11 protein-coding genes are annotated in these 13161 nt (G+C 72.1%); 1 reads left to right on the forward strand and 10 read right to left on the reverse strand.

Features of this window, described 5'->3' with window-relative positions; genetic code table 11:
* Positions 1 to 86: 86 nt before the first annotated feature.
* The 9 genes from ligA to mnmA form a co-directional block, all read right to left on the reverse strand.
* Positions 87 to 2303 carry an NAD-dependent DNA ligase LigA gene (gene ligA, locus AC0680_RS10080; protein ID WP_478626460.1) on the reverse strand — a complete coding sequence of 739 codons (2217 nt, stop codon included), beginning with the start codon at positions 2301 to 2303 and terminating at the stop codon, positions 87 to 89.
* A gap of 31 nt (positions 2304 to 2334) precedes the next feature.
* On the reverse strand, positions 2335 to 3348 hold the full coding sequence (locus AC0680_RS10085; protein ID WP_478626461.1) for a methionine synthase: 1014 nt from the start codon (positions 3346 to 3348) through the stop codon (positions 2335 to 2337).
* Positions 3349 to 3446: 98 nt separating this feature from the next.
* A complete protein-coding gene (locus tag AC0680_RS10090) occupies positions 3447 to 4868 on the reverse strand; it encodes a DHA2 family efflux MFS transporter permease subunit (RefSeq protein ID WP_478626463.1) in 1422 nt (473 codons plus the stop codon).
* Between the two features lie 140 nt (positions 4869 to 5008).
* Positions 5009 to 5395, reverse strand: a complete 387-nt coding sequence (locus AC0680_RS10095; protein WP_478626719.1) for a MarR family winged helix-turn-helix transcriptional regulator — start codon at positions 5393 to 5395, stop codon at positions 5009 to 5011.
* Between the two features lie 221 nt (positions 5396 to 5616).
* Positions 5617 to 6306, reverse strand: a complete 690-nt coding sequence (locus AC0680_RS10100) for an SDR family oxidoreductase (protein ID WP_478626465.1) — start codon at positions 6304 to 6306, stop codon at positions 5617 to 5619.
* Positions 6307 to 6393: 87 nt separating this feature from the next.
* Positions 6394 to 6936 (reverse strand): LOG family protein, encoded by a 543-nt coding sequence (locus AC0680_RS10105; RefSeq protein WP_478626467.1) that lies wholly within the window; start codon positions 6934 to 6936, stop codon positions 6394 to 6396.
* 119 nt (positions 6937 to 7055) lie between these two features.
* On the reverse strand, positions 7056 to 8432 hold the full coding sequence (gene gdhA, locus AC0680_RS10110; RefSeq protein WP_478626469.1) for an NADP-specific glutamate dehydrogenase: 1377 nt from the start codon (positions 8430 to 8432) through the stop codon (positions 7056 to 7058).
* 366 nt (positions 8433 to 8798) lie between these two features.
* Complete coding sequence (locus AC0680_RS10115; RefSeq protein WP_478626471.1) at positions 8799 to 9521, reverse strand: VC0807 family protein; 723 nt, start codon at positions 9519 to 9521, stop codon at positions 8799 to 8801.
* A gap of 364 nt (positions 9522 to 9885) precedes the next feature.
* Positions 9886 to 11031 (reverse strand): tRNA 2-thiouridine(34) synthase MnmA, encoded by a 1146-nt coding sequence (mnmA, locus tag AC0680_RS10120; protein WP_478626472.1) that lies wholly within the window; start codon positions 11029 to 11031, stop codon positions 9886 to 9888.
* A 54-nt stretch (positions 11032 to 11085) separates the two neighbouring features.
* Between mnmA and AC0680_RS10125 the strand changes: the two genes are divergently transcribed.
* Positions 11086 to 11829 (forward strand): N-acetylmuramoyl-L-alanine amidase, encoded by a 744-nt coding sequence (locus tag AC0680_RS10125; protein ID WP_478626474.1) that lies wholly within the window; start codon positions 11086 to 11088, stop codon positions 11827 to 11829.
* A 38-nt stretch (positions 11830 to 11867) separates the two neighbouring features.
* Here AC0680_RS10125 and AC0680_RS10130 read toward each other — a convergent pair whose 3' ends face one another.
* Positions 11868 to 13037, reverse strand: coding sequence for a cysteine desulfurase family protein (locus tag AC0680_RS10130; protein ID WP_478626476.1), 1170 nt, complete (start codon positions 13035 to 13037; stop codon positions 11868 to 11870).
* Positions 13038 to 13161: the final 124 nt, after the last annotated feature.

Below are 13161 nucleotides of genomic sequence, written 5' to 3' on the forward strand. Positions count from 1 at the left end.
GCCGCCGCGGGCAGCGATCGGCGACGGTTGCCCGAATGCGACCCGGCGTCCGGGATCAATCTGGTATGCGCTGATGGGGTGACACCTCACTCCTCCTCAGGCGGAGTGACGGCTACCGCTCGTGCCGCGTCGGGACCCTGTTCCAGCAGCACCGCAAAGCCGTCATCGTCCAGTACGGGGACCTTCAATTGCATGGCCTTGTCGTACTTCGAGCCGGGGTTGTCGCCCACTACTACGAAACCGGTCTTCTTCGAAACGGAACCGGTCACCTTCGCTCCGAGGTTCTGGAGGGCCTCTTTCGCGCCATCTCTGGTGTGTGACTGAAGTGTGCCCGTTACGACGACGGTGACGCCTTCCAGCGGGCGCGGGCCCTCCTGCCCCGTCTGCTCCTCCTCCATCCGGACACCGGCGGCCCGCCACTTCTCGATGAGCTGCTGATGCCATTCCTCGGCGAACCACTGCTTCAGCGAGGCGGCGATCGTGGCCCCGACGCCGTCGACCGCGGCCAGTTCCGTCTCGTCCGCCTCCCGGATGCGGTCGATGGAGCGGAACTCCCGCGCCAGCGCCTCGGCCGCCACCGGACCCACATGCCGGATCGACAGGCCGGTCAGGATGCGCGCCAGCGGGCGCTGCTTGGCGGCCTGGATGTTCTCCAGCATGGCCAGGGCGTTCTTCTTCGGCTCGCCCTTTTGGTTGGCGAAGAACGTGACGACCTTCTCCTCGCCGGTCTTCGGATCGCGCTTGGGCAGACCGGAGTCGGGGTCGAGGACATAGGACTTGATGGGCAGCAACTGCTCGATGGAAAGGCCGAAAAGATCGCCTTCGTCCTTCAGCGGAGGCTCCGCGGGCTCCAGCGGCTGGCTGAGCGCCGTGGCCGCGACATAGCCGAAGTTCTCGATGTCCAGGCACTTGCGGCCGGCCAGATAGAACAGCCGCTCGCGGATCTGCGCGGGGCAGCCACGGGCGTTGGGGCAGCGCAGGTCGATATCGCCTTCCTTGGCCGGCTGCAGCGCCGTCCCGCACTCGGGGCACTCGGCCGGCATCACGAACTCCCGCTCGTCGCCGTCCCGCAGATCGACGACCGGCCCCAGGATCTCGGGGATGACGTCGCCGGCCTTGCGGATCACTACGGTGTCCCCGATGAGCACGCCCTTGGCCTTGACCACGTCCTGGTTGTGCAGGGTCGCGAACTCCACCTCGGAACCGGCCACGGTCACCGGCGCGACCACGGCGTACGGCGTGACCCGGCCCGTACGGCCGACGCCGACGCGGATGTCGACCAGCTTGGTGTTGACCTCCTCCGGCGGGTACTTCCAGGCGATCGCCCAGCGCGGCGCCCGGGAGGTGGAGCCCAGCCTGCCCTGCAGCCGGATCTCGTCCAGCTTGACGACCACCCCGTCGATCTCGTGCTCGACGGCCGTACGGCGGGTCTCGGGGTCGCCGTAGTGGGCGATGAACTCGCGGACCGCCGCAAGGGAGTCCACGACCCTGTTGTGGGTGGCCGTCGGCAGGCCCCACTCCTTGAGCAGGTCGTACGCCTCCGACAGGCGGTCGATCTCCAGGCCGTCGCGGGCGCCGAGGCCGTGGACGACCATGTGCAGCGGCCGGGTGGCGGTGACCTTGGGGTCCTTCTGGCGCAGCGAACCGGCAGCGGCGTTACGGGGGTTGGCGAACGGGGGCTTGCCGTCGGCCACCAGCCGCTCGTTGAGGTCGAGGAACTTCTCCATCGGGAAGTAGACCTCGCCGCGCACCTCGACCAGATCGGGGATCCGGTCGCCCTTGAGGCGGTGCGGGATCTCGGCGATCGTCCGGACGTTGGGGGTGATGTCCTCGCCCGTACGGCCGTCGCCTCGGGTGGCGGCGCGGGTCAGCCGGCCGTGCTCGTAGGTGAGGTTGACGGCGAGACCGTCGACCTTCAGCTCGCACAGGAAGTGGTACCCGGCGCTCTTGGGGTCGCCGCCCAGCTCGCCGGCGAGGCGCTCGGCCCAGGCCGCCAACTCCTCGTCGTCGAAGGCGTTGTCGAGCGAGAGCATCCGCTCGCGGTGCTCGACCTCGGTGAACTCCGTGGCATACGCGCCGGCGACCTTCTGGGTCGGGGAATCCGGGGTGCGCAGCTCCGGGTGCTCGTCCTCCAGGGCCTGGAGGGAGCGCAGCAGCGTGTCGAACTCCGCATCGCTGACGATCGGGGCGTCCTTCACGTAGTACCGGAAGCGATGCTCCTCGATCTGCTCAGCGAGCTGCGCGTGCTTCTCCCGCGCCGCTGCGGGCACCTTGGACTCCGCTGCGTGCTGTTCGCCAGCCACTGTCTTGTCCTCCCGTGGTCCTTGAGTGCGGTCACTCAGGGTTGTCTGCGAGTGATCTCGCCGCCCGGACGCAGTGGGCGAGGGCGGAGCGGGCATATGCGGGCGAAGCGCCCGCGAGTCCGCACGACGGGGTGACGACCACGGACTCGCCGAGAATCCCTGGTGCCAGCCCCAGCCTGCGCCACAGCGTCCTGACACCCATGACGCTACCGGCAGGGTCTGACAATCGGCCGTCCACGCCCGGCACCACGCCTGCGAACAGCGTCGTCCCGCCCTCGACGGCCTCACCGATCGCCTCTTCCTCACGCTCGGTGAGCAGTGCGAAATCGAACGAGATGCCCGTGACACCCGCCCGCCGCAGCAGCCCGAACGGCACCCCGGGCGCGCAGGAGTGGACGACAACGGGCCCGCCGTCCGCGACCGCGACAAGATCGCGCAGCGCGTCCTCGACGACCGCCCGGTCCACGGCCCGGTGGGTGCGGTAGCCGCTCGCGGTCTTCACCCGCCCCTGGAGCACGGCCGTCAGCGACGGCTCGTCGAGCTGCAGCACCGGGCGCGCACCCGGCACCCGTCGCCGTACGTCCGCGAGATGGCCGCGCAGCCCCTCGGCCAGCGACGCCGCGAGATCACGGCAGGCCCCGGGGTCGCTCAGGGCCGCCTCGCCGTTGCGCAGTTCCAGGGCGGTGGCCAGTGTCCAGGGCCCGACCGCCGAGATCTTCAGCGGCCCCTGGTACCCCTGGGTGAACTCCTCCAGGGCGTCGAGGTCCTCACCGAGCCAGGAGCGGGCGCGCCGGGTGTCGCGGCCCGGCCGGTCGCTGATCCGCCAGCCGCTGGGCTCCACATGGCCGTAGACCTCGACGAGCAGCCCGAGGGTCCGCCCGATCATGTCGGCGCCGGGCCCCCGCGCCGGGAGCTCCGGCAGATACGGGAAGGCCTCCAGCGAACCGGTGACCGTCTTCGCCGCCTCCCGCGCGTCCCCGCCCGGCATCGACCCGATCCCGGTCGCCGCGCCCGCGGCCCACTTCTGCGTGCTGTTCTCGCTCACCCAGGAAGGGTATGCGGCGGCGGGGAGGACGGCGGAACGGGTGGCGGTGCGGCCCGGCGGCCGCCGGGCCGCGTCCGGGCCGATCCGCGCCCGCCCCGTCAGCCCCGGCCGCGGATCCCCAGCCGGCCGGCCACCGCCGCGACCGCCAGCGCGAGGGCCGCCAGGGCGAAGGCGTAGGCCGCGCCCTGATAGCCGGCGCCCGCCCCGGTCAGCACCGCGCCCATCCCGGCGATGCCGACCAGGGAGCCGATCTGGCGGTTGGCGTTGAGGGTGGCGCTGCCGATGTCGGCGTGCTCGCGGCCCGCGGCGGCCATCAGGACGCCGGTCATCGCCGGGGAGCTGACCCCGCTGCCGATGTTGGCGACGGCGAGGACCAGCGCGATCGCCCAGTACGGCAGGCCGGGCGCGAGGAGCAGGAAGAGCAGGAGGTATCCCGCGGCGGAGAGCGCCAGGGAAGCGGTGAGCGCGGTCCGGTTGCCGATGCGCGGCCCGATCCGGGCGTAGAGCATGTTGCCGAACGGGATGACCAGCACGGCCGGCAGCATCTGCAGCCCCGCCGCCACCGAGCTCGCGCCGCGCGCCGTCTGGAGGAAGAGCCCGAGGACGAACAGCGCCCCGTAGAAGGCGAAGTTGAACAGGAAGCCGACCAGGTTGGCCGTGGAGAAGCCGCTGTCCGCGAAGAGCGAGACCGGCAGGATCGGCGTACGGGCGGTCCGTTCACGGACGAGGAAGCCGGCCGCCGCCAGCACCGTCACCGCGAACGCCCCCAGGATGAAGGGGGCGGACCAGCCGATGTCGGGCCCCTCGATGAGCGCGTAGCTCAGCGATCCGAGGGCGAGCAGGCCCAGGACGTGGCCGCTGCCGCCGAGCGCCGAGCCGCGTCCCGGGACGGCGGCGACGACCCGCCGGGTGAGCAGCAGCCCGAGGATGCCGATGGGGAGGTTGACCAGGAAGATCGAGCGCCAGCCGAGGGTCCCCACCAGGAGGCCGCCGATGGTCGGCGCGAGCCCTACGGACGTGGAGACGATGGCGGACCAGAGGCCGAGGATCCTGGCCCGGCGCGCCGGCTCGGGGAAGGCGTTCATCAGCAGCGACAGCGAGCTGGGCATGAAGAGGGCCGCGCCCACCCCCTGCGCGAAGCGGGCCGCCACCAGGACGGCACCGTTCGGTGCGACCGCGCCCAGGAGGGACGCGGCGGTGAACACGGCGAGCCCGACGAGGTAGATCCGGCGGGCGCCGAACCGCTTGGCCAGCGAGCCCGCGAGCAGCAGCAGCGACGCGAAGGCCAGGACGTAGCCGTCGACGACCCAGGTGAGGCCCGACATGCTCAGGCCGAGCCGGGCCCGCAGGTCGCTCGCCGCGACGTTCATGATGCCGGTGTCCAGGCTGGCCATCACGAACCCGAGTGCCAGGACGAGGAGTTGGAGCCCGCCGCCGGGCCGCCGCGGGGCCCGGTCGGGGGTCGATGCGGCCGGTACCTCCTGCGCGGCGCGGCGCGCGGCCGCCTTCTGAGCGATCATGCATTTAGTTAAAGCTGTAGCCATCGTCGGGAGCAATGGTTACAGCTATAACTTTACTGAAGGTATACGGAACCGCGGGCGGCGCGCCGCGGACGGCCGGCCCGCCGGGCGCAGGACTCAGCCGCCCCGCCCCAGGGAAGTCAGTCCCGCCCCAGGGCCTTCAACAGGTCGTCGCGCAGCGCGGCCCGCTCCTCGTGCGAGAGATGGTCCAACGGCGAGGCGGTCCCCATCCTGCGCAGCAGATCGAGCCGCAACTCCCGCCCCGCCTCGGTCAGTACGAGCTGCTTGGCCCGCCCGTCCAACGGGTGCGGCTGCCGGATGACCATGCCCTGCTTCTCCAGTTTGGAGATGACATAGGTGACGTTCGGCGGCTCGCAGCACAGCACCCCGGCAAGCTCGCGCGCGGTCTTCGGCTCGCCGAGCTCCTCCAGCGCCTTGGCCTGCGTCGGCGTCAGGTCCAGCTCGGCGATCCGGCTGCGCTGATGGGCGTCCAGGCGGCGGCCCAGCTCCGTGACGAGCCCCCGGATCTCCCGGAACCCGCACCCGGCCGCCGCGGTCGACTTCGCTTCAGTGGTCACTCATGCAGCGTACGTCGCCGCGGCCGGGACCACCGGGCGCCCGCGGCGGCCCGTCGGCGCGCGGTGCGGGCCGCCCCCGGTGGTCGGCACGGCATACGGGCGACCCCGGTGGTCGGCACGGCATCCGGGCGGCCCGTGGTCGGCACGGCGAACGGGCCGTACCGAGGTGCTCAGCGCCCCGGCCGCACCGACACGTCGTTGATCTCCGCGTCCCGCGGCAGATCGATGGCGGTGAGGATCGCCGTGGCGACCGACTCCGGGTCGATCCAGCGGGACGGGTCGTACTCCTTGCCCTCCTGCCGGTGGGTGCTCTCCTGCATCGGCGTGGCCGTACGCCCCGGGTAGACCGAGGTCACCCGTACGCCGTTGCCGTGCTCCTCGGCCCGCAGCGAGTCGGCCAGCGCCTTCAGGCCGTGCTTGCTCGCGGCGTACGCGCTCCAGTTGGCGTGCGCGTTCAGCCCCGCGCCGGAGTTGACGAAGACCACGTGCCCCTGGGCGACCCGCACCAGCGGCAGCAGCAGCCGGGTCAGCTCGGCGGGCGCGACGAGGTTGGCGGAGAGCTGACGCTGCCAGGCCTTGGCCGGCAGATCGCCGACCGCGCCCAGCTCGATGACGCCCGCGATGTGCTGAAGGGAGTCGATGCGGTCCGGCAGCGGCTGCTGCCCGAAGGCCCAGGACAGCTTCTCGGGGTTGGCGAGGTCACCCACGATCGTGCGGGCGCCGGGGAACTGTGCGGCCAGCTCCTTCGCCCGGACCGCGTTGCGTGCCAGCAGCCACAGGTCCTCCCCGCGCTCGGCGAGCCGCCGTGCGACCGCCGCTCCGATGCCCGACCCTGCGCCCGTGATCAAGTGCGTACCCATGGCGCCGATCCTAACGAGCGGTCGACCGCAGAGCGGGTGCCCGGGGCGGCGGGTGCGGCCGACGGCCTGCCGGGCCGGCGCGACGACTCAGCCCTGGATGCCCGCCCGCTCCTCCAGATACGCCAGCGCGCCGACGCCGTCCGACGCGAAGAAGACCAGGTCGGTCAGCGGCAGCGGCAGGAACCCCTCCGACTCCATCCGCTGGAACTGCTCCTTCAACCCGTCGTAGAAACCGGCGGTGTTCAGCAGCACCACCGGCTTGGTGTGCATCCCGTGCTTGCGCAGCTCCAGGATCTCGGTCGCCTCGTCCAGCGTGCCCGTGCCGCCGACCATGATCACGATGGCGTCGGCGCGGATCAGCATCTGCGCCTTGCGCTCGGCGAGGTCCTTGGTGACGACCATCTCATCGGCGTTCGCGCGCGCCTTGTGCGCCAGGAACTCCACGGAGACGCCGATCAGCTTCCCGCCGGCCTCCTGCACCCCGTCGGCCATGACCTTCATCAGCCCGGTGTCCGAGCCGCCCCAGACCAGCGCATGCCCGCCCCTGCCGATCAGCTCGGCGAACTGGCGGGCAGGGACGACATAGCGGTCGTCGAGGTCGTTGGCGGAGCAGAAGACACAGATATTCATGCGCCTCACCTTACGAGCCGGAGCCGGATCGCGGAGGGGTCACCGCCGGCCGCCCCGAGGACGCCGTCGTCCACGCTCCGGCCCCGCCCGTACCCCCTACTCCCTGGGCGCCGTCCCGGTCAGATCAGCCCCTGGTCCAGCATCGCGTCCGCCACCCGCTCGAAGCCGGCGATGTTGGCGCCCGCGACATAGTCGCCCGGCAGGCCGAAGCGCTCGGCGGTCTCGTAGCAGGTGCGGTGGATGCCGCGCATGATCGCCGCCAGTTCGCCCTCCGTACGGTCGAAGGACCACGCCTCGCGCGAGGAGTTCTGCCGCATCTCCAGCGCGCTGGTGGCGACCCCGCCCGCGTTGGCCGCCTTGCCGGGGCCGAAGGCCACACCGGCCTCCTTGAGGAGCGTCACCGCCTCCGGCGTGGTCGGCATGTTCGCGCCCTCGGAGACCGCCTTGACGCCGTTGCGGACCAGGACCCGGGCGGCGTCCGCGTCCAGCTCGTTCTGGGTCGCCGACGGCAGCGCCACATCGCAGGCGACATCCCACACCCGGCCACCGGGGACGTACGTCGCCGACACCCCGCGCCGCTCGGCGTACGCGCTGATCCGGCCGCGCTCGACCTCCTTGATCTGCCGCAGCAGCGCCAGGTCGATGCCCTTCTCGTCGACGACATAGCCGCCCGAGTCCGAACACGTCAGTACGTGCGCGCCCAGCGCCTGGGCCTTCTCGATGGTGTAGATCGCGACATTGCCGGATCCGGAGACCACCACCTGCTGCCCGTCCAGCTCCTCCCCGCGCTGCTTGAGCATCTCCTGGGTGAAGAGCACATTGCCGTAGCCGGTGGCCTCCGTACGGGCCTTGGAGCCGCCCCAGGCCAGGCCCTTGCCGGTGAGCACGCCGGCCTCCCAGCGGTTGGTGATCCGCCGGTACTGGCCGAAGAGATAGCCGATCTCGCGGCCGCCGACGCCGATGTCGCCCGCCGGTACGTCCGTGTGCTCGCCGAGGTGGCGGTGCAGCTCCGTCATGAACGACTGGCAGAACCGCATCACTTCGGCGTCCGACCTGCCGTGCGGATCGAAGTCGCTGCCGCCCTTGCCGCCACCGATGTTCAGCCCGGTCAGGGAGTTCTTGAAGATCTGCTCGAAGCCGAGGAACTTCACGATCCCCAGGTTCACGGACGCGTGGAAGCGCAGACCGCCCTTGTACGGGCCGAGCGCGCTGTTGAACTCCACCCGGAAGCCGCGGTTGACGTGCACCGCCCCGGAGTCGTCCTGCCAGGGCACCCGGAACATGATCTGCCGCTCCGGCTCGCAGATCCGCTCCAGGATCTTCGCCTCGGCGAACTCGGGACGGGCGGCCAGCACCGGGGCCAGCGTCTCCAGCACCTCAAGAGCCGCCTGGTGGAACTCGGGCTCCCCGGGGTTGCGCCGGACCAGCTCGGCGTACAGGGATGCCGGTCCGGCCCGATGATCGCCGGGCTTGACCTCAGTGTGCACAGTCGACATGACTTCCGTTCCCTTCGTGGCCGAGGAAAGGCTGCCCGCAGTCCGGACCGAGACGCCCCCTCACAGGGCGTTCAACTCCTCGCGAGCCCTTGGCGTCACCGATCCCCGGCTCAGCGGTCTCTGACGTCCATCGCTGCGCCGACACTATGTGTCGGCCCGGTCCGGCGGCTGTGGGATGGATGACACCTCGCCGCCGTATGCCGTTTCGCCACCTCCACCGGCTCCCGCCCCCGCCCCCTCCCCTCGCCGTATGTCCGCAGGTCAGCGCACCGCCACCGCCGCACGGACGGGATTCGGCCGGGCACGCCCTGTGCGCCACCTCACAACCGTCCCCGCGTCGGGCCCGCACGCCCGCGCGCTACGCCACTACGGCGCAATCCCCACAACTGCCCCTGTTTCGGCAGCAGCTGCCGTCGCGCCGCCCTCGATCTCGGCCTTGACCATCTTCTCCATCGGGTCGGCGCAGCTGCCCCCGGCGATGAGCATCGCCAGCAAGACGGCCACCACGGTCAGCACCGTGCCCAGCCAGACCATCGTGTCCACCGGCACGGTGTAGGCACCGACGACCTTCAGCACGCACTCGGTCAGCAGCGCGATCCCCCATATCGCGGAGAACCTCCGCTCCGCCCGCCGGAACCGCTCCGAGCCCGCCATCAGCCGCTCCCAGGCGGCGTTGCCCGCCTCGCTCCCCTTGGTGACCCACGGCTTGAGCCCCGCGGTCATCAGCGGCCGCTTCGTCCGCACCGAGAGCAGGACCGCGATGCCGACGACGCTGCTGACGGCGCTGTCCTTGGCCAGCATCAGCCGGGCGTCGCCGGCCACCGCGCTCATCGCCAGCCCGACGACGTTGACGATCAGTATCAGCAGGGCGAGGCCGTTGACCCCGCGCCCGCCGACCAGCCCCCACGCCGTGCGCAGCGCGGGCACCACACTGCTCCAGCCCAGCGCGGCCACCGTGCTGAGCCCGAAGCCGGCACTGAGGATGTAGTACGAGGCGATCGGGATCCCCGCGTCCACGACGAGTGGCGTCAGGCTCGCCACGAGCGGGTTGACCGGCTTGCCTGCGGCGACGGACTGCTTCTGACTCACGGTGTACTCCCCCGAGTTGGACTACGGACGGCGGCTCGCTCGTGCCGGCGTCCGCGTGACACCTTCAGCTTCGTGCACGGCCCGAGGCACCGGCAGTCCCGTCTGTCCTGCGTTCGGCATGACATTTGTCAGTGGTGCCACCCCCGTGGCCGTCGCCCCTCCGGAACTGCGACCCCGCCGCGCCCTGACTGTGTGCGGGCGCTCACACAGAGCTACGCTGGCACGAGCCAGGACACGGGGGGAGGGTCTGCTCTACTCGCTGCCTGAGGGGGCGCTACCGCGCGTCGCTGGAGACCGAGTTCGGCAAACCGGTGCCGATCGGCGAGCCGTTCGGCCTCGCCCTCGACACAACGGCGCTCTACACCTACTGAGCGGCCGTCCGCGCCGCCGCCGTCGCCCGCCGCTCCGTCGTCGCGATCGTCGCCGAGCCGACCACCCGGGTGCCGTCGTAGAGGACGATGGCCTGGCCGGGGGCCACGCCGCGGACGGGTTCGGTGAACGTGACCTGGAGCTCCGCGCCGTCGACCAGCTCCGCCGTGACCTCGGTCTCGCCGCCGTGGGCGCGCAGCTGCGCCGTGTACGTGGCGGGGCCGGCGGCCGGGGGCCGGCCGCACCAGCGGGGGCGGATGGCGGTGAGGGCCGTGACGTCCAGGGCCTCGGCGGGGCCGACGGTGACGGTGTTGTCCACCGGGGAGATGTCGAGGACGTAGCGCGGTTTGCCGTCGGGCGCGGGGTGGCCGATGCGCAGACCCTTGCGCTGGCCGATGGTGTAGCCGTACGCGCCCTCGTGGGTGCCGAGGCGGTTGCCGGACTCGTCGACGATGTCGCCCGGCGCCGCGCCGAGCCGCTTGGCGAGGAAGCCCTGGGTGTCGCCGTCGGCGATGAAGCAGATGTCGTGGCTGTCGGGCTTCTTCGCCACGAACAGGCCGCGGCGGGCCGCCTCCTCGCGGATCTCGGCCTTGGTGGTGAGGGTGTCGCCGAGCGGGAACATGGCGTGCGCCAGCTGGCGGTCGTCGAGGACGCCGAGGACGTAGGACTGGTCCTTGGCCATGTCCGAGGCGCGGTGCAGCTCGCGGCTGCCGTGCTCGTTCACGACCACCGTCGCGTAATGGCCGGTGCACACCGCGTCGAAGCCGAGGGCGAGGGCCTTGTCCAGGAGGGCGGCGAACTTGATCTTCTCGTTGCAGCGCAGACACGGGTTCGGGGTGCGCCCGGCCTCGTACTCGGCGATGAAGTCGTCGACGACGTCCGCGCGGAAGCGCTCGGCGAGGTCCCAGACGTAGAAGGGGATGCCGATGACGTCGGCGGCGCGGCGGGCGTCGTGCGAGTCCTCGATCGTGCAGCAGCCGCGGGCACCCGTACGGAACGACTTCGGGTTCTCGGACAGCGCGAGATGCACGCCGGTCACGTCATGGCCGGCCTCGGCGGCGCGGGCCGCGGCGACGGCGGAGTCGACGCCGCCGGACATGGCGGCGAGTACGCGGAGGCGGCGGGGGGCGTCATCAGTCATAGCCCGTCCAGGGTAGACGGAACCGCCGACAGTGCGGAAAGCGTTATGCAGCGCATGGGGAACAGGGCTGGGGACACGGGCGCCGAGAGCGACGGAGAAGGCGGAGGTGAGAGCGGCGGCGGGAGCGGCCCGCCCGGGGTCACACGGCGGCGGGCGCTGTGGATCGGCGGCGGGGCGCTGGCCGCCGGGGCGGTGGCGCTCGCGGCGCGGGACGAGCTGCGGCACTGGTGGTGGCAGCTGCCGGGCAATGACAAGCCGCGCACGCCGGGCGCGGTCGACCACCGGGGCGCGCGGTGGGTGGCGGCGTCCGACGAGAACTACCGGCGGGCGGACCGGCCGGCGGACTACGACATCGACCGCGTGGTCGTCCATGTCGTCCAGGGCAGCTACGCGACCGCGCTGAAGGTGTTCCGGGACCCGGACCACGAGGCCGCCGCGCACTACGTCGTGGGCCGGGACGGACGGCTCGCCCAGATGGTGCGGGAGCTCGATGTGGCGTTCCACGCCGGGGACCGCGGGTACAACGAGCGGAGCATCGGCATCGAGCACGAGGGGTTCGTGGACCGGCCGGAGTCGTTCACCGCCGCCATGTACGCGTCGTCGGCGCGGCTGACCGCGGGGATCTGCCGCCGCTACGGGTTCCCGGCCGACCGGGAGCACATCGTGGGCCATGCGGAGGTACCGGGCACGGATCACACCGACCCGGGGCCGCACTGGGACTGGGGCCGGTATCTGGGGCTCGTCCGCGCGGAGCTGCGCAAGGGCGTGCCCGGCCACGACCCGTCGGGCACGTCCTAGGTGCCCGCCGGCTCCGGCCGGCTCGGACCCGCCCCCGGCTAGCTCAGGCCCGCGCTGCGGGCGCGTTCCACCACCGGGCCGATGGCCTGGGCCAGTGCTGCCACGTCCTCCGCGGTCGAGGTGTGCCCCAGGGAGAACCGCAGGGTGCCGCGGGCGAGGTCCGGTGACATGCCCGTCGCCAGCAGGACATGGCTGGGCTGGGCCACACCGGCGGTGCAGGCCGAGCCCGTGGAGCAGGCGATGCCCTGGGCGTCCAGGAGGAGCAGCAGGGAGTCGCCCTCGCAGCCGGGGAAGGAGAAGTGGGCGTTGGCGGGGAGGCGGCCCGCGGGGTCCGGGTCGCCACCGAGGACGGCGTCCGGGGCGGCGGCGCGGACGGCCTTGATCAGGTCGTCGCGCAGTGCGCCGATGTCGCGGGCGAAGTCCGCACGGTGCGCGGCGGCGTACCGGCCGGCGGCGGCGAAGGCGGCGATGGCGGGGGTGTCGAGGGTGCCGGAGCGCACCTGCCGCTCCTGGCCGCCTCCGTGGAGCACCGGCACCGGGGAGTACTGGCGGCCCAGCAGCAGGGCGCCGATGCCGTACGGGCCGCCGATCTTGTGGCCGGAAACCGTCATCGCGGCGAGCCCGGAGGCGGCGAAGTCGACCTCCAGCTGACCGAACGCCTGCACCGCGTCCGCATGCAGCGGAACCTCGAACTCGCTGGCCACTGCGGCGAGTTCGACGACCGGCTGGATGGTGCCGATCTCGTTGTTGGCCCACATGACGGTGGCCAGGGCGACATCGGCGGGGTTGCGGGCGATGGCCTCGCGCAGCGCGTCGGCGTGCACCCGCCCGTGGGTGTCGACCGGCAGCCACTCGACGCGGGCGCCTTCGTGCTCGGCGAGCCACTCCACGGCGTCCAGGACGGCGTGGTGCTCGACGGGGCTGGCGAGCACGCGGGTACGGGCCGGATCGGCCGCCCTGCGCGACCAGTACAGGCCCTTGACCGCGAGGTTGTCGGCCTCGGTGCCGCCCGCGGTGAAGACGATCTCGCTGGGACGCGCGCCGAGCGAGTCGGCGAGGGATTCCCGCGCCTCCTCGACGGTGCGCCGGGCCCGCCGGCCGTCGGCGTGCAGCGAGGACGCGTTGCCGGTGACGGTCAGCTGGGCGGTCATCGCCTGCACCGCCTCCGGGAGCATCGGGGTGGTGGCGGCGTGGTCGAGGTAAACCATGGTGCGCACGATTCTACGAGTCGGCGCGGTGGGCTCCGGGGGCGCATACGCGGCGCGCGGAAGCGCCGCACGCCGGGGCACTTCCCGCGGGCCCGTTCACCCCTGGGGCCTCGACAGCACCTGT

The sequence above is a fragment of the Streptomyces sp. NPDC043738 genome (assembly GCF_056436545.1).